The sequence below is a fragment of the Bradyrhizobium sp. USDA 326 genome (genome assembly GCF_049739485.1).
Classification (GTDB): Bacteria; Pseudomonadota; Alphaproteobacteria; order Rhizobiales; family Xanthobacteraceae; genus Bradyrhizobium.
Genome location: NZ_JBMGQA010000001.1, coordinates 7,001,454 through 7,016,786, shown reverse-complemented (window position 1 = coordinate 7,016,786; position 15,333 = coordinate 7,001,454). Strand labels below are relative to the sequence as shown.

The 15,333-nt window shown below is 64.1% G+C and carries 14 protein-coding genes, 1 tRNA gene and 1 pseudogene; 12 read left to right on the top strand and 4 right to left on the bottom strand.

Annotated elements, in window-relative coordinates; all coding sequences use genetic code 11:
• Positions 1-7 precede the first annotated feature (7 nt).
• The 4 genes from pepT to ABIG06_RS33055 form a co-directional block, all read right to left on the bottom strand.
• Positions 8-1,258: a peptidase T gene (gene pepT / locus ABIG06_RS33070; RefSeq protein ID WP_370140085.1), complete on the bottom strand. Its 1,251-nt coding sequence runs from the start codon at positions 1,256-1,258 to the stop codon at positions 8-10.
• Between the two features lie 104 nt (positions 1,259-1,362).
• Positions 1,363-1,677, bottom strand: a complete 315-nt coding sequence (locus ABIG06_RS33065) for an HU family DNA-binding protein (protein ID WP_370140084.1) — start codon at positions 1,675-1,677, stop codon at positions 1,363-1,365.
• A 191-nt stretch (positions 1,678-1,868) separates the two neighbouring features.
• A tRNA-Asp gene (locus tag ABIG06_RS33060) sits at positions 1,869-1,945 on the bottom strand.
• 154 nt (positions 1,946-2,099) lie between these two features.
• The gene (locus tag ABIG06_RS33055) at positions 2,100-2,303 is read right to left on the bottom strand and encodes a hypothetical protein (RefSeq protein ID WP_124158052.1); all 204 of its coding nucleotides are present in this window, start codon (positions 2,301-2,303) and stop codon (positions 2,100-2,102) included.
• A gap of 404 nt (positions 2,304-2,707) precedes the next feature.
• On the opposite strand from ABIG06_RS33055, the gene ABIG06_RS33050 reads away from it, so the two are divergent.
• The 12 genes and pseudogenes from ABIG06_RS33050 (at position 2,708) to nuoI (ending at position 15,259) form a co-directional block, all read left to right on the top strand.
• On the top strand, positions 2,708-4,954 hold the full coding sequence (locus ABIG06_RS33050) for a TonB-dependent siderophore receptor (RefSeq protein ID WP_370140970.1): 2,247 nt from the start codon (positions 2,708-2,710) through the stop codon (positions 4,952-4,954).
• Between the two features lie 743 nt (positions 4,955-5,697).
• Positions 5,698-6,063 carry an NADH-quinone oxidoreductase subunit A gene (locus tag ABIG06_RS33045; RefSeq protein WP_008136158.1) on the top strand — a complete coding sequence of 122 codons (366 nt, stop codon included), beginning with the start codon at positions 5,698-5,700 and terminating at the stop codon, positions 6,061-6,063.
• Positions 6,060-6,641 (top strand): NuoB/complex I 20 kDa subunit family protein, encoded by a 582-nt coding sequence (locus ABIG06_RS33040; RefSeq protein WP_370140969.1) that lies wholly within the window; start codon positions 6,060-6,062, stop codon positions 6,639-6,641. Before ABIG06_RS33045 ends, ABIG06_RS33040 begins: the two co-directional genes overlap by 4 nt.
• 11 nt (positions 6,642-6,652) lie before the next feature.
• The gene (locus ABIG06_RS33035) at positions 6,653-7,264 is read left to right on the top strand and encodes an NADH-quinone oxidoreductase subunit C (protein WP_370140082.1); all 612 of its coding nucleotides are present in this window, start codon (positions 6,653-6,655) and stop codon (positions 7,262-7,264) included.
• Between the two features lie 2 nt (positions 7,265-7,266).
• Positions 7,267-8,463 carry an NADH-quinone oxidoreductase subunit D gene (locus tag ABIG06_RS33030; RefSeq protein ID WP_370140081.1) on the top strand — a complete coding sequence of 399 codons (1,197 nt, stop codon included), beginning with the start codon at positions 7,267-7,269 and terminating at the stop codon, positions 8,461-8,463.
• Positions 8,463-9,425, top strand: coding sequence for an FkbM family methyltransferase (locus tag ABIG06_RS33025; protein WP_370140080.1), 963 nt, complete (start codon positions 8,463-8,465; stop codon positions 9,423-9,425). The genes ABIG06_RS33030 and ABIG06_RS33025 overlap by 1 nt, the downstream gene beginning before the upstream one ends.
• Positions 9,426-9,437: 12 nt before the next feature.
• Positions 9,438-10,049: an NADH-quinone oxidoreductase subunit NuoE gene (gene nuoE / locus ABIG06_RS33020; protein WP_091885987.1), complete on the top strand. Its 612-nt coding sequence runs from the start codon at positions 9,438-9,440 to the stop codon at positions 10,047-10,049.
• A complete protein-coding gene (locus tag ABIG06_RS33015) occupies positions 10,049-10,255 on the top strand; it encodes a hypothetical protein (RefSeq protein ID WP_370140079.1) in 207 nt (68 codons plus the stop codon). The genes nuoE and ABIG06_RS33015 overlap by 1 nt, the downstream gene beginning before the upstream one ends.
• 15 nt (positions 10,256-10,270) lie before the next feature.
• Positions 10,271-11,596: an NADH-quinone oxidoreductase subunit NuoF gene (gene nuoF / locus ABIG06_RS33010; RefSeq protein ID WP_124158059.1), complete on the top strand. Its 1,326-nt coding sequence runs from the start codon at positions 10,271-10,273 to the stop codon at positions 11,594-11,596.
• A 5-nt stretch (positions 11,597-11,601) separates the two neighbouring features.
• Positions 11,602-13,678, top strand: a pseudogene (gene nuoG, locus ABIG06_RS33005) (NADH-quinone oxidoreductase subunit NuoG).
• A 10-nt stretch (positions 13,679-13,688) separates the two neighbouring features.
• The gene (gene nuoH, locus ABIG06_RS33000; protein WP_124158061.1) at positions 13,689-14,756 is read left to right on the top strand and encodes an NADH-quinone oxidoreductase subunit NuoH; all 1,068 of its coding nucleotides are present in this window, start codon (positions 13,689-13,691) and stop codon (positions 14,754-14,756) included.
• Between the two features lie 14 nt (positions 14,757-14,770).
• Positions 14,771-15,259, top strand: a complete 489-nt coding sequence (gene nuoI / locus ABIG06_RS32995; protein WP_024341235.1) for an NADH-quinone oxidoreductase subunit NuoI — start codon at positions 14,771-14,773, stop codon at positions 15,257-15,259.
• Positions 15,260-15,333: the final 74 nt, after the last annotated feature.

Below are 15,333 nucleotides of genomic sequence, written 5' to 3'. Positions count from 1 at the left end.
AGAAGCCTCAGGCCTTCTCCTCCCAGACCATCGCCAGATGCACGATGGTCTGAACTGCCTTTTCCATGTCCTGCCGGCTGACCCATTCGAGCCGCGAATGGAACGCGTGCTCGCCGGCGAAGATGTTGGGGCAGGGCAGGCCCATGAAGGACAGGCGGGAGCCGTCGGTGCCGCCCCGGATGGCGGTGCGCATCGGGCGCAGGCCGGCGCGGCGGATGGCTTCGACGGCGTATTCGACGACATGCGGGTGCCGATCGATCACCTGCTTCATGTTGCGGTACTGCTCCTTGACCTCGAACTTGTAGGTCGAGCGCGGATAGTCCTTCATCACGTCCTTGACGATGGTCTCGAGCTGAACCTCTTTCTCCTTCAGCCCTTCCTCGGTGAAGTCGCGGACGATGAAGGAGAGCGTCGCCTGTTCCAGGGCTCCCTCGATGCCGATCGGATGCAGAAAGCCCTGCTTGCCCGTGGTCGTCTCCGGCGAGCAGCCTTCCTTCGGCAGACGCTCGACGATGGCCGCGGCGATCTTGATCGCGTGCTCCATCTTGCCCTTGGCGTAGCCGGGATGGGCGCTGACGCCGTTGATGGTGATGGTGGCGCCGTCGGCCGAGAAGGTCTCGTCCTCGACGCAGCCGGCGCTTTCGCCGTCCATGGTGTAGCCGAAATCGGCGCCAAGCTTCTTCAGGTCGACATTGTCGACGCCGCGGCCGATCTCCTCGTCCGGCGTGAACAGGATCTTGACGGTTCCGTGCTTCACATCGGGATTGTTGATGAAGAAATGCGCGGCATCCATGATCTCGGCGACACCGGCCTTGTTGTCGGCCCCGAGCAGCGTGGTGCCGTCGGTGGTGATGATGTCGTTGCCGATCTGGTTCTTCAGCGCCGGGTGCTCGGCAAAGCGGATCACCTGGCTGGTGTCGCCGGGCAGCACGATGTCGCCGCCGCGATAGTTCTTCACCATTTGCGGCTTGACGTCCTTGCCGGTGACGTCGGGAGACGTGTCCATGTGCGAGCAGAAGCAGATCACCGGCACCTTCTTTTCGGTGTTGGCCGGGATCGTTCCATAGACGTAGCCATAATCGTCGAGATGCGCGTCCTCGACGCCCATGGCCTTCAACTCGGCGGCGAGCACGCGGCCGAGATCCTTCTGCTTCTCGGTCGAGGGGGAGCTGGGGGATTCCGGATCGGACTGGGTGTCGATGGTGACATAGCGCAGGAAGCGCTCGGTCACGGTATGCGAAAAGGTGAGGGAGGACATTTCTGGTCGAACCGCCGAGATTGAGGGAAGCAGGCGGTATATCAGAAAAGCCGGCCACGATGCGGCCCGAACGAACTCCGATCAGGGCTAGTGAACCGTAAGCGCTAGATCGCCTCTTTCAGTTCCTTCACCGGGCGGAACGCGACCTTCCGGCTGGCCTTGATGTGGATCGCTTCGCCGGTGCCGGGATTGCGGCCGGTGCGGGCGGCGCGCTTGCGGACCTGGAGGATGCCGAGCCCCACGATGCGGACACGGTCGCCTTTCTTGAGGTGCTTGGTGATCAGGTCGACCATGTCGGTCAGGACGGCTTCGGCGTGCTTTTTCGAGAGGTCCTGGCGCTCCGCGATGTCCGCAGCGAGGTGCTTGAGCGTGATGGTCGCGGGAGCGGCTGCCTTCTTCGCCGAATCCTTCTTAGCCATAACTGGCCTCCTCGATTCCACTGACAGGAAAGCCCGGAAAAGTGTCGGGATCCTTCTAAGTCTCGGAAGGCGTAGACGATTCGGGCCTGGGCTGACTATGCCCGGAGTTCCCGCCGGACGTCGGCCATCATTGGCGCAGATGCGAAAGAAGTCGAGAAACTCGGGCTAACGCTATGAAGGGATTGCCAAAATGGCGCGAGAGACGGGGCTCGAACCCGCGACCTCCGGCGTGACAGGCCGGCGCTCTAACCAACTGAGCTACTCCCGCGTGGTTCGCTCGAAGCGCGCGGAACGAGGGGGGACTTAAAGGGGGGACATGGTGAAGTCAAGGACGTTGCGCTTTACCGGTCTGTCTCGGCTAAGCATTGCACTGGAAAACGAAAAAGGCCGCCCGTGGGCGGCCATTGGTCAGCCCGGACTTATCAGCGAATCTCTGACCTCGCCGCACTCGTCACCGCCACCGGCTTGCCGGCCTTGATTACGGGCGTCGACTGGGCCGTCTGGCTGTAGTCGGCATTGGTGCGGGCCGCGATCCCGAAGCCGGCCACGACGATGGCGGCAACCAGCGCCACCACCACGATTTTCAGGTGGGTCGCACGATCAGCAGAGTGAAATGAGTGATTCATCTGAGCCTCCCGACGGGCTTTGCCGCCGTCTATGGCTTTGTCTTAAGGGCGATCTGTTTCCGGATGGTTTCGCGGGTTCCGTAAAATGGTTTCATCTCTCCGCCTGGCCGGTTTCGTCCGGAGACGGAAGCGGCGGGCCTCAGCGCAGACGAATTCCGTGCAGAGGCAGGTCGGTCAGCTCACGGCGAGCGACGCCGAGATGCTCGAGAGCGAGAAGAATGTGCGCCGATCTCGCTGCAACAGCGGAAACGTTGGAGCGCTTCTAAGAGTCTTTCTAAGAGGCTTTCAATTAGGGGATTCGCGCGCCCTCACATAAGCGTCGCCGTCACGCACATGCCGTTCCGGGACAGGCGGCATGATGCATCGAACATGCAGCTTTGGGGGGCGCGTTGAACAGTTTTGGAATGCTGCGGTCGGCCGTGTTGGCGACCGCATCCGCTTGGGTCTTGATGCCGCAGCCATCGCTCGCACAGTCTTCCGCGCAGAGTGACGCGCAGAACCTGCCGTCGGTGACGGTCACCGTGCGGGAAGTGCGGCGCCGCGCGGCTGCGACCCCTCAGCGCCGCGCGCCTCGATCGTCTGTGCAGACCGCCAACAGGAACAGACCGCAGCCGCAACGCAATGTCGGCTTCGTCGAGACGCCGCGTGGCCCGGTGAACGGCTACGTCGCCGGCCGCAGCTCCTCGGGCACCAAGACCAATACGCCGATCATGGAGACGCCGCAGTCGGTGTCCGTGATCGGCGCCGAGCAGATCCGCGACCAGAAGATCGTCAGCAAGTTCGACGAGGTACTGCGTTACACGCCCGGCGTGATCGGCGGCACCTACGGCGCCGATTTCCGCAACGATTGGTTCTTGATCCGCGGCTTCCCCGCGCAGAACGAGTCACTGTTCCTCGACGGCCTGCAGCTCTTCTACACCTCGTATGCGAGCTGGAAGCTGCAACCATTCAACCTCGAGCGCGTCGAGGTGCTGCGCGGGCCGGCCGGCATCCTCTACGGCGGCTCGGCGCCGGGCGGTCTCGTCAACGCGGTGAGCAAGCTGCCGCTCGCCGAGCCGGTGCGCTATCTCGAGGTCGGCATCAACAACTATGGCAACGCCTACACGGCGTTCGACATCGGCGGCGTGGTCCCGCAGTCCGGCAACGGGCAAATGTTGTACAGGTTTGTCGGCCAGGTGCAGGGCGGCGGCACTCAGACCGACTATATTTACGACAACAACTTCTTCTTCGCTCCGTCGGTGACCTGGCGGCCGGACGCCGACACCAAGCTCACCGTCTACGCCACGGCTGCGCACAACAACACCAGGGCGGAGAACTTCCTGCCTTATGTCGGCACTGTTACCAACGCGCCGTTCGGCCGCATTCCCACCAGCCTGTTCGCCGGCGACCCCCGCGCCGACCAGTTTCGCCGCGAGCAGGAGACGCTCGGCTACCAGTTCGCGAAGAACATCACGGACAGTCTCGACTTCCGCCAGAATGCGCGCTTCGGGCATGTCGACGTATTCTACACCGGTCTCTACGGGCTGGGCTACGCGACGACGCCGGCGGCCGCCGACATCATGCGCGGCAATTTCTACGCCCGCGGCGTCGCCAACCAGCTAAACCTCGACAACCAGCTCGAGTACCGCTTCGCCACCGGCGCGCTGCAACACACGACGCTGCTCGGCGTCGACCTCAAGCATTACGCCCTCGACGACCGGCAGGGCTTTGGCGCGGGCACCAATCTTAACGTGCTCAATCCGGTCTACGGCGTCAACGCGCCGTTCAACGGAGCGCTGTATCAGGACGCCTATCTCACTCAGGGCATGGCCGCGGTCTATCTCCAGGATCAGGTCAAGCTCGATCGGCTGACGGTGGTGCTGTCCGGCCGTCAGGACTGGGTTGATCTCGTCAACCACAACCGGCTCGGCCCAGATCAAAGCCGCGAAGACAGCAAGTTCTCCGGCCGCGTCGGCGCGATCTACAATCTCGACTTTGGCGTCGCGCCCTATGTCTCCTACATGACGGGCTACAATCCGATCATCGGCGTCAATGCGGCCGGACGGCTGCAATTGCCGGAGACATCGGAGCAGACCGAGGTCGGCGTGAAGTACGAGCCGGTCGGGCTCAACGCCCGGTTCAGCGTCGCGTGGTTCGATCTGAAGCGCAAGAATGCGCTGACCACCGATCCGAACAATCCGCTGTTCCAGACCCAGAACGGCGAGGTCACTTCGCGTGGCGTGGAACTCGAGGCGGTGGCGAACATCACGCCGGACTTCAAGCTGGTGGCGAGCTACACCAATTACGATCTGTTCGTGAGCCAGGACCTCGATTCCGCGCTGATCGGCACCGTTCCGCCCAATACTCCTCGGGAGTTCGCCGCGGTCTGGACGGACTATACATTCAGCGACGGCCCGCTGCGGGGCTTCGGCCTTGGCGGCGGCGTGCGCTACGTCGGCTCGTCCTTTGCCGACACCGCGAACACCGCGCTCGTTCCGTCCTTCGTGCTGGGCGATCTCGCCGTGCACTACGAATGGGACAACCACTGGCGCGCTGCACTCAACGTCGCGAACGTGACGGACAAGATCTACGTCGCGAGCTGCGCGGTCGTAACCTCATGCTACTACGGCGACCGTCGCCGCATCACCGCGAGCGTCTCCTACAAATGGTGAGAACGGGCGAGGGCAGGGCCGTCGTGCCGGGCCGGCTCTGGGGCCGGCCGATTGCGACGATCATCTGCTTTGCCTGGCCGGACCTCCACTGATCTTCCTTCAGGAGATCGATGAGCTCATGGGTTATGCCCCCCGCCCGAAGCTCATCCGAGCGCGGCGCGAGCGACCAACCAGCAAGTCGCCGCCGCCGCGCTCGCCGGCCGGTTTGGAATTGACCGCCGACGCATTCGCCAGACGAACCCCGGCCCCTTCGTGGCGCATGGCTCTGTGATCGTTTGCAGCTGTGGATAGGTGCGCCTTGTTGTGCCTGGCCTGATCGCGGCAGCGCCCTCAATGGCTCCTTGGCTGCACTGCTCTGTGGACCCCTGGCAAAAGGGCTCTCGGCAATTATGTCACGAGGCAGCGGAGGGTGCCTGCGCCGGTCGTTGCCGGGGTTTGGGCGCTCCGCCGCACCGGGAAAACCGTACATTTGCGCGGTCAAGGCGCAGCCGATAGCTGCCTTGTGCCCTGCGCCGCAATCTCAGAACTGCTGACCTGGGAAGCCGTGACTGCCCTTGCTGGGTCTGGCGATCTGCTCCATACCAGCCGCGGGGTGATTCCGGGATTTTCACCGTTCTGGGAGCGGCAAAGGGCCTGAAAAGAGCGTGTCTTGCGCCCATTGGTGCACTGCGCTAAGGCTCAGAATAATTCCAAATCGGACGAATCCGTGGCTGTCCCGAGGCTGCGGGAAAAAGGGCTCGTCAATGAGCGGCATTCTTCAGAACTATCTTCCACTCGTGGTCTTTATAGGGGTAGCGGGCCTCATTGGCCTGGTGCTGCTGATCGCGCCCTTCATCGTGGCGTTCCAGCAGCCGGACCCGGAAAAGCTGTCGGCCTATGAGTGCGGTTTCAACGCGTTCGACGATGCCCGCATGAAGTTTGACGTCCGCTTCTATCTGGTCGCCATCCTCTTCATCATCTTCGACCTCGAGGTGGCGTTCCTGTTTCCCTGGGCGGTGGCGTTCGGCAAGCTTGGCGCGACAGGCTTCTGGTCCATGGTGGTGTTCCTCGCCGTGCTGACGGTCGGGTTCGCCTATGAGTGGAAGAAGGGAGCACTGGAATGGGATTGAACCCTGCACCGTCCGCCGGTCCGGTCATTGCGCCGGCCCCGAAGGGCATTCTGGATCCGTCGACCGGCAGGCCGGTCGGCGCCAACGATCCGTTCTTCCTCGAGGTCAACCACGAGCTGTCCGACAAGGGCTTCTTCGTGGCCGCGACCGACGATCTCATCACCTGGGCGCGCACTGGCTCGTTGATGTGGATGACCTTCGGCCTCGCCTGCTGCGCGGTCGAGATGATGCAGGTGTCGATGCCGCGCTACGACGTCGAGCGCTTCGGCTTCGCCCCGCGCGCCTCGCCGCGCCAGTCCGACGTGATGATCGTCGCGGGAACCCTGACCAACAAGATGGCGCCGGCGCTGCGCAAGGTCTACGACCAGATGCCTGAGCCGCGCTACGTCATCTCGATGGGCTCCTGCGCCAATGGCGGCGGCTACTATCACTATTCCTACTCGGTCGTGCGCGGCTGCGACCGCATCGTGCCGATCGACATCTACGTGCCGGGCTGCCCGCCCACGGCGGAAGCGCTGCTCTACGGCGTGCTGCTGCTGCAGAAGAAGATCCGGCGCACCGGCACCATCGAACGCTAAGGTTTTACGTCATGGACGACGCCAAGCTCGACGCCCTGGGGCAGACGATCGTTAGCGCGCTTCCGGGCGCCGCCACCGGTCATTCGGTGGCCTTCAACCAGCTCACGGTTGATATCGAGGCCGCCAGGATTGTCGAGGTGGTCAAGTACCTCCGCGACGATCCGAACTGCCGTTTCGTCAATATCACCGACATCACGGGGGTGGACTATCCCGATCGCGAGAAGCGTTTCGACGTGATCTATCACTTCCTGTCACCGACGCTGAACACGCGGATCCGGCTCCGGGCCCAGGCGGACGAGACCACGCAGGTGCCATCGCTCATCGAATTGTTCCCGGGCGCGGACTGGTTCGAGCGCGAAGCCTACGACCTCTACGGCGTGTTCTTCGTCGGCCATCCCGACATGCGCCGCATCCTCACGGACTACGGCTTCGAGGGGCATCCGCTGCGCAAGGATTTCCCGCTCACCGGTTTCGTCGAGGTCCGCTACGACGACCAGGAGAAGCGGGTGGTGTACGAGCCCGTGCGGCTCAACCAGGAATTCCGCAAGTTCGATTTCCTCTCGCCGTGGGAAGGAGCGGACTATCCGCTGCCCGGTGACGAGAAGGCGGGGCCGAAGGTCTGATCATGAACGAGCAACCTGAAAATCTCCGTAACTTCACCATCAACTTTGGACCGCAGCATCCTGCAGCCCACGGTGTGTTGCGTCTCGTGCTCGAATTGGACGGCGAGATCGTCGCGCGCGTCGATCCCCATATCGGCCTGCTTCATCGCGGCACCGAGAAGCTGATCGAGCAGAAGACCTACCTTCAGGCGATCCCGTATTTCGACCGGCTCGACTACGTCGCGCCGATGAACCAGGAGCACGCCTTCTGCCTCGCCGCTGAAAAGCTGCTCGGCATCGAGGTGCCGCGCCGCGGCCAGCTGATCCGCGTGCTCTATTGCGAGATCGGCCGCATCCTCTCGCATCTGCTCAACGTCACCACGCAGGCGATGGACGTCGGCGCGCTGACCCCACCGCTGTGGGGCTTCGAAGAGCGCGAGAAGCTGATGGTGTTCTACGAGCGTGCCTCGGGCAGCCGCATGCACGCAGCCTTCTTCCGCGTCGGCGGCGTGCATCAGGATCTGCCGCAGAAGCTGGTCGACGACATCGAGGCCTGGTGCGACCCGTTCCTGAAGGTCGTGGACGACCTCGACCGCCTGCTCACCGCCAACCGCATCTTCAAGCAGCGCAACGTCGACATCGGCGTGGTGCCGCTCAAGGAAGCGTGGGAGTGGGGCTTCTCGGGTGTGATGGTGCGCGGCTCGGGCGCGGCCTGGGACCTGCGCAAGTCGCAGCCCTATGAGTGCTACGCCGAGATGGATTTCGACATTCCGATCGGCAAGAACGGGGACTGCTACGACCGCTATCTGGTCCGCATGGAAGAGATGCGCCAGTCCGTGCGCATCATGAAGCAGTGCATCCAGAAGCTGAACGCGCCTGACGGCAAGGGCGCCGTCGTCGTCGAGGACAACAAGGTCGCTCCGCCGCGCCGTGGCGAGATGAAGCGCTCCATGGAAGCGCTGATCCACCACTTCAAGCTCTATACCGAGGGCGTCCACGTGCCGGCCGGCGAAGTCTATGCCGCGGTCGAGGCGCCCAAGGGCGAGTTCGGCGTCTATCTCGTCTCCGACGGCACCAACAAGCCCTACAAGTGCAAGATCCGCGCGCCGGGCTTTGCGCATCTGCAGGCGATGGATCACATCTGCCGCGGCCATCTGCTGGCCGACGTCTCGGCGATCCTGGGTTCGCTCGACATCGTGTTCGGAGAGGTCGATCGGTGATGGCGCAGGCGCCAATCCAGTTTGACCGCGCCTCGGGGGCCCTTGAAGGGGCCAACCTGTGGGAGCGGACGGCTGCCTTGGCGCTGGTGACGGGATCGAAGATCTCGTCGCACTTCTCGCACATGGGCTACATCGCCTGCGCCAATCTGCTGCGCAAGACGCTGCCGGAGCGCAACATCGCGATCAGGCTCAATCCCGACGCCGTGTTCGAATTCCCCTACGGCGACGGCTATTGGAGCAAGCTGCTCAACCGCTCCTACAACTACGAGGACGAGCTCGAGCTGCTGTTCGCCGACTCCATCGACGTCGACTACACGCTGCTCGATTGCGGCGCCAATTACGGCTACTGGTCGGTGCTGGTGTCGAGCAAGCCCTTTGGTTCGCACAAGGCGATCGCGATCGAGCCGTCGGGGCAGAATTATCCGAAGCTCGCCAACAACGCCCGCGTCAACGGCAACCGCTTCGAGACCATGAAATGCGCCATCGGCGCGACCCGCGGCACCGCGCGGCTGTCCGGCACCAAGCACGAGGCCTTCAGCATCGCCGGCAATCCGTCGGCGGGCGGCGAAGAAGTGACCGTGATCGCGCTCGACAACCTCATCGACGACGGCAAGATCGCGCCCGCCGGCAAATACCTGATCAAGCTCGACGTCGAGGGCGTCGAGATCGAGGCGATCAAGGGCGGCGCCCGGTTGCTCGAGGCCGACAGCGTCATCATGTGCGAGGAGCACGGCAGCGACCGCTCTCATGCCGTGTCGCGCTTCATCCTCGAACAGACCCCGCTGAAGCTGATCGTGTTCGATCCGCGCAACAACCGGATGGAGACGGTGACCGAGTTGTCGATCCTCGACCGCATCAAGGTCTCGACCCACGTCGGCTACAACGTTTTCGGCACCGCAAGCGCATTCTGGCAGGACAGGATCGATGCCCTGAATGCTAAAACCGCGCGCCGTATGCAGTGAGAGATTGAAGAGATGTCCGTTCGCCGATTAGCACCGAAGGAAGTCCAGCCCGCGAGCTTTGCGTTCACGGAGGAGAACCTCGCATTCGCCAGGCAGCAGATCGCGAAGTACCCGGCCGGCCGCCAGGCCTCCGCCGTCATCGCCATCCTGTGGCGGGCGCAGGAGCAGAACGAGGGCTGGGTGTCGGAGGCCGCGATCCGCGTCATCGCCGACATGCTCGATATGCCCTATATCCGCGTGCTGGAGGTCGCGACCTTCTACACCATGTTCCAGCTCGCCCCCGTCGGCAAGAAAGCCCATGTCCAGGTCTGCGGCACCACGCCCTGCCGCCTGCGCGGCGCCGAGGATCTGATCCACGTCTGCGAGCATCGCATCCATCACGAGCCCTTCCATCTCTCCAAGGACGGCAATTTCAGCTGGGAAGAGGTGGAGTGCCTGGGCGCCTGCGTGAATGCGCCGATGGTGCTGATCGGCAAGGACACCTATGAGGACCTGACCAAGGAAAGCTTCGGCAAGGTGCTCGATGGCTTTGCGTCGGGCAATCCGCCCAAGCCGGGTCCGCAGAACGGCCGCCAGTTCTCGGCGCCGATCACCGGGCCGACCACGCTGAAGGAGATCACCTGATGCGTGATCTCTCGTCGCCGGCAATGCAGGGGAGCGGTGCCATGAAGAAGTGGGGCTTCATCGCGATGCACGCCGTCGTGGCGGCCGCCTTCATTTTCCTGCTTCAGCGCTTCGGCCTGAACGCGCCGCTGGAATCCAGTCTGCTCTGGGCGCTGACGTTTGGCATCTGCGCCGCCGGACTTGCCTACAAGCAGTCCAATCGTTGATCGGAAAGCACTGATATGCTCGAGGACAAGGACCGCATCTTCAAGAACCTCTACGGCCTCCACGATTGGGGGCTCGAGGGCGCGCGGCGTCGCGGCGCCTGGGATGGCACGAAGAACATCATCGACAAGGGCCGCGACTGGATCATCAACGAGATGAAGGCCTCGGGGCTCCGCGGCCGCGGCGGCGCCGGCTTCCCGACCGGTTTGAAATGGTCGTTCATGCCGAAGGAATCGACCGACGGCCGGCCGAGCTATCTGGTCGTCAACGCCGACGAATCCGAGCCCGGCACCTGCAAGGATCGCGAGATCATGCGGCACGATCCGCATCTCCTGATCGAGGGCTGCCTGATCGCCAGCTGCGCGATGAACGCGCACGCCTGTTACATCTATGTCCGCGGCGAGTTCATCCGCGAGCGTGAGCACCTCCAGGCCGCGATCGACCAGGCCTACGAGGCCAAGCTCGTCGGCAAGGACAACGTCAACGGCTGGCCGTTCGACATCTACGTCGCCCACGGCGCCGGCGCCTATATCTGCGGCGAGGAGACCGCGCTGCTCGAAAGCCTCGAAGGCAAGAAGGGCCAGCCGCGGCTGAAGCCGCCGTTCCCGGCGAATGTTGGTCTGTTCGGCTGCCCGACCACCGTCAACAACGTCGAGTCCATCGCGGTTGCGCCGGACATCCTGCGCCGCGGCGCGGCCTGGTTCGCCGGCATCGGCCGCCCGAACAACGTCGGCACCAAGCTCTTCTGCATTTCCGGCCATATCGAGCGGCCTTGCAACGTCGAAGAAGCCATGGGCATTCCGTTCCGTGAGCTGATCGAGAAGCATTGCGGCGGCATTCGCGGCGGCTGGGACAACCTCAAGGCCGTGATCCCCGGCGGCTCGTCGGTACGCATGGTCCCGGCCGAGCAGATCATCGACACGCCGATGGATTTCGATTCCTTGAGCAAGCTGCGCTCGGGCCTCGGCACCGCGGCCGTGATCGTGATGGACAAGTCCACCGATTTGATCCGCGCCATCGCCCGCATCTCCTATTTCTACAAGCACGAGAGCTGCGGCCAGTGCACGCCGTGCCGCGAGGGCACCGGCTGGATGTGGCGGGTCCTGACCCGCATGGCCGAGGGCCGCGCCCACAAGCGCGAGATCGACATGCTGCTGGAGGTGACCAAGCAGGTCGAGGGCCACACCATCTGCGCGCTCGGCGACGCGGCGGCATGGCCGATCCAGGGCCTGATCGCGCATTTCCGTCACGAGATCGAAGCGCGCATCGACCAGTATTCGCACAAGGCCGACATCGACGATATCGGCGTCCGCGATCCCGTGAACATGGTCGCGGCGGAGTAAGAGACATGACCAAGCTCATCATCGACGGCAAAGAGATCGACGTCCCCGCCGAATACACGCTGCTCCAGGCGTGTGAGGCGGCCGGCGCCGAGATTCCGCGCTTTCTGCTATCATGAGCGGCTGTCGATCGCCGGCAATTGCCGGATGTGCCTCGTCGAGGTGAAGGGCGGCCCGAAGCCGGTCGCGAGCTGCGCCTGGGGCGTGCGCGATTGCCGTCCGGGTCCCAAGGGCGAGCCGCCGGAGATCTCGACCCGTTCGCCGATGGTGAAGAAGGCGCGCGAAGGCGTGATGGAATTCCTTCTCATCAACCATCCGCTGGATTGCCCGATCTGCGACCAGGGCGGCGAGTGCGACCTTCAGGACCAGGCGATGGGGTATGGTGTCGACACCAGCCGTTTCGCCGAGAACAAGCGTGCGGTCGAGGACAAATATCTCGGCGCGCTGGTCAAGACCTCGATGAACCGCTGCATCCAGTGCACGCGGTGCGTCCGCTTCTCGGCCGAAGTCGCCGGCGCCCCCGAGATGGGCGCCACCGGCCGCGGCGAGGACATGGAGATCACCACCTATCTCGAGCACGCGCTGACGTCGGAACTGCAGGGCAACCTCGTCGACATCTGCCCGGTCGGTGCGCTGACTTCGAAGCCCTATGCGTTCGCGGCGCGCCCGTGGGAGCTCGGCAAGACCCAGTCGATCGACGTCATGGACGGCCTGGGATCTGCGATCCGCGTCGATACCCGCGGCCGTGAGGTGATGCGTATCCTGCCGCGCATCAACGAGGCCGTGAACGAGGAGTGGATCTCCGACAAGACCCGCCACGTCGTCGATGGCCTGCGCACTCAGCGGCTCGACCGGCCCTATATCCGCGAGGCCGGCAAGCTGCGCGCGGCAACCTGGCCCGAGGCCTTTGCCGCGATCGCCGCCAAGGCGGCGCGCACCGACGGCAAGCGCATCGGCGCGATCGCGGGCGATCTCGCCGGTGTCGAGGAGATGTTCGCGCTGAAGGATTTGCTCGCCAGATATGGCTCTGCCAACCTGGCGGTGCAGGGCGGCGATGCCTTCGATCCGGCGCTTGGCCGCGGCTCCTATATTTTCAACCCGACGCTCGCGGGCGTCGAGCAGGCCGACGCGCTGCTCGTCATCGGCGCCAATCCGCGGAAAGAGGCGGCCGTGTTCAACGCCCGCATCCGCAAGCGTTGGCGTGCCGGTGGCTTCAAGGTCGGCGTGATCGGCCCCAAGGCCGATCTCACTTACGACTATGACCATCTCGGCGCAGGCGCCGAGACGCTCGCCGACGTCGCGGCCGGCAAGCACTCCTTCACGGACGTGCTGAAGAACGCTGAGAAACCGATCATCCTGGTCGGTGCGGGCGCGGCCGCACGTCACGACGGCGCGGCCATCCTTGCCGCCGCCGCCAAGCTCGCGCTCGACGTCGGCGCTGTGAAGGACGGCTGGAACGGTTTCGGCGTGCTGCACGAGACCGCCTCGCGCGTCGGTGCGCTCGACATCGGCTTCTCCGCCACGGGTGGCGGGCTCAACGCTGCGCAGATGACGACGTTCGGCACGCTCGACTTGCTGTTCCTGCTAGGAGCCGACGAGATCAAGGCGCCGGACGGCACCTTCGTCGTCTATATCGGCACCCATGGTGACCGCGGCGCGCATCGCGCCGACGTGATCCTGCCGGCCGCAGCCTACACCGAGAAGTCCGCGATCTACGTCAACACCGAAGGCCGCGTGCAGATGACCGGCCGCGCCGCATTTCCACCGGGCGAAGCCCGCGAGGACTGGGCGATCATCCGCGCGTTGTCCGAAGCGCTCGGCAAGAAGCTCGGCTACGACTCGCTCGCAGCGCTGCGCCAGGCGATCTTCAAAGCGGTGCCGCATCTGATCCGTCTCGGCCAGATCGAGGCCGCCTCTGCCGACCAGATCAAGAAGCTGGCGGGGAAGGGCGGCTCGCCCGAAAAGGCGCCCTTCAAGCCCCTGGTCGAGGACTTCTATTTGACCAACCCAATCGCGCGTGCATCCGCCGTGATGGCGGAATGCTCGCGCCTCGCCTCCGGGCACATGCTGACCGCAGCGGAGTGAGCGTGATCTGATGGAATTCTTCGAAAGCGCATTCTGGACCGGATTCCTCTGGCCGCTGATCATCATGATCGCGCAGAGTGTCCTCGTGCTGGTCGTCCTGCTGGTCGCGATCGCCTATATCCTGCTTGCCGACCGCAAGATCTGGGCGGCGGTGCAGATCCGTCGCGGCCCGAACGTGGTCGGCCCGTGGGGGCTGCTGCAGTCCTTTGCCGACCTCTTGAAGTTCGTGCTGAAGGAGCCGATCATTCCTGCGGGCGCCAACAAGGGCGTGTTCCTGCTGGCGCCGCTGGTCTCGTGCGTGCTCGCGCTCGCCGCCTGGGCCGTGATCCCGACCAATCTCGGCTGGGTGATCGCCGACATCAATGTCGGTGTCCTCTTCATCTTCGCGATCTCGTCGCTGTCGATCTACGGCATCATCATGGCCGGCTGGTCGTCCAACTCGAAGTACCCGTTCCTGGCGGCGCTGCGCTCGGCGGCGCAGATGGTGTCGTACGAAGTCTCGATCGGCTTCGTCATCATCACGGTGCTGCTCTGCGCCGGCACGCTGAACCTGACGGCGGTGGTCGAGGCCCAGCACGCGCGCGGTTTCGCCAGCCTGATCGGGTTGCCGCAGCTCACGATCCTGAACTGGTACGTCTGGCCGCTGTTCCCGATGTTCGTGGTGTTCTACGTGTCGGCGCTGGCGGAAACCAACCGTCCGCCCTTCGACCTCGTCGAAGCGGAATCCGAGCTCGTGGCCGGCTTCATGGTCGAGTACGGCTCGACGCCGTACCTCTTGTTCATGCTCGGCGAGTATGTCGCGATCGTCACGATGTGCGCGCTGGCGACGATCCTGTTCCTCGGAGGCTGGCTGCCGCCGGTCGACCTGCCGCCCTTCAACTGGGTGCCGGGGATCATCTGGTTCTCGCTCAAGCTGTTCTTCATGTTCTTCCTGTTCGCGATGGCGAAGGCGATCGTGCCCCGCTACCGCTACGATCAACTGATGCGCCTCGGCTGGAAGGTGTTCCTGCCGCTGTCGCTCGTGATGGTGATCGTGGTGGCCGGCGTGCTGCATTTCGCCGGCATCGCGCCGAAGTGAGGGCCGTCATGGGTATCAATATCAACGCCACTGCACGCTCGCTTCTGCTGTCGGAATTCGTCTCGGCGTTCTTCCTCGCCATGCGCTATTTCTTCCAGCCGAAGCCGACGCTGAACTATCCGTTCGAGAAGGGCCCGATCTCGCCGCGCTTCCGCGGCGAGCACGCGCTGCGCCGCTATCCGAACGGCGAAGAGCGCTGCATCGCCTGCAAGCTGTGCGAGGCGGTCTGCCCGGCGCAGGCCATCACCATCGAGGCCGGCCCGCGCCGCAACGACGGCACCCGCCGCACCGTCCGCTACGACATCGACATGGTGAAGTGCATCTATTGCGGCCTCTGCCAGGAGGCCTGTCCGGTCGATGCCATCGTCGAAGGCCCGAACTTCGAGTTTGCGACCGAGACCCGCGAGGAGCTCTATTATGACAAGGCCAAGCTGCTCGCCAATGGCGACCGCTGGGAACGCGAGATCGCGAAAGCGATCGAGCTCGACGCGCCGTACCGGTGAGATGAGAGCATGATCCTTCCCGCCATATCCTCGTCATTCCGGGGCGCGCCAAGCGCGAACCCGGAATCTCGCGC

What these genes read in the sequence shown, in the direction of transcription:
- ABIG06_RS33065 (WP_370140084.1), bottom strand. Translation starts at nt 1,677, where the DNA reads ATGGCTAAGAAGGATTCGGCGAAGAAGGCAGCCGCTCCCGCGACCATC.
- ABIG06_RS33030 (WP_370140081.1), top strand. Translation starts at nt 7,267, where the DNA reads ATGAACGAGCAACCTGAAAATCTCCGTAACTTCACCATCAACTTTGGA.
- ABIG06_RS33015 (WP_370140079.1), top strand. Translation starts at nt 10,049, where the DNA reads ATGCGTGATCTCTCGTCGCCGGCAATGCAGGGGAGCGGTGCCATGAAG.
- ABIG06_RS33055 (WP_124158052.1), bottom strand. Translation starts at nt 2,303, where the DNA reads ATGAATCACTCATTTCACTCTGCTGATCGTGCGACCCACCTGAAAATC.
- nuoF (WP_124158059.1), top strand. Translation starts at nt 10,271, where the DNA reads ATGCTCGAGGACAAGGACCGCATCTTCAAGAACCTCTACGGCCTCCAC.
- nuoE (WP_091885987.1), top strand. Translation starts at nt 9,438, where the DNA reads ATGTCCGTTCGCCGATTAGCACCGAAGGAAGTCCAGCCCGCGAGCTTT.
- ABIG06_RS33045 (WP_008136158.1), top strand. Translation starts at nt 5,698, where the DNA reads ATGAGCGGCATTCTTCAGAACTATCTTCCACTCGTGGTCTTTATAGGG.
- pepT (WP_370140085.1), bottom strand. Translation starts at nt 1,258, where the DNA reads ATGTCCTCCCTCACCTTTTCGCATACCGTGACCGAGCGCTTCCTGCGC.
- nuoH (WP_124158061.1), top strand. Translation starts at nt 13,689, where the DNA reads ATGGAATTCTTCGAAAGCGCATTCTGGACCGGATTCCTCTGGCCGCTG.
- ABIG06_RS33035 (WP_370140082.1), top strand. Translation starts at nt 6,653, where the DNA reads ATGGACGACGCCAAGCTCGACGCCCTGGGGCAGACGATCGTTAGCGCG.
- ABIG06_RS33050 (WP_370140970.1), top strand. Translation starts at nt 2,708, where the DNA reads ATGCTGCGGTCGGCCGTGTTGGCGACCGCATCCGCTTGGGTCTTGATG.
- ABIG06_RS33025 (WP_370140080.1), top strand. Translation starts at nt 8,463, where the DNA reads ATGGCGCAGGCGCCAATCCAGTTTGACCGCGCCTCGGGGGCCCTTGAA.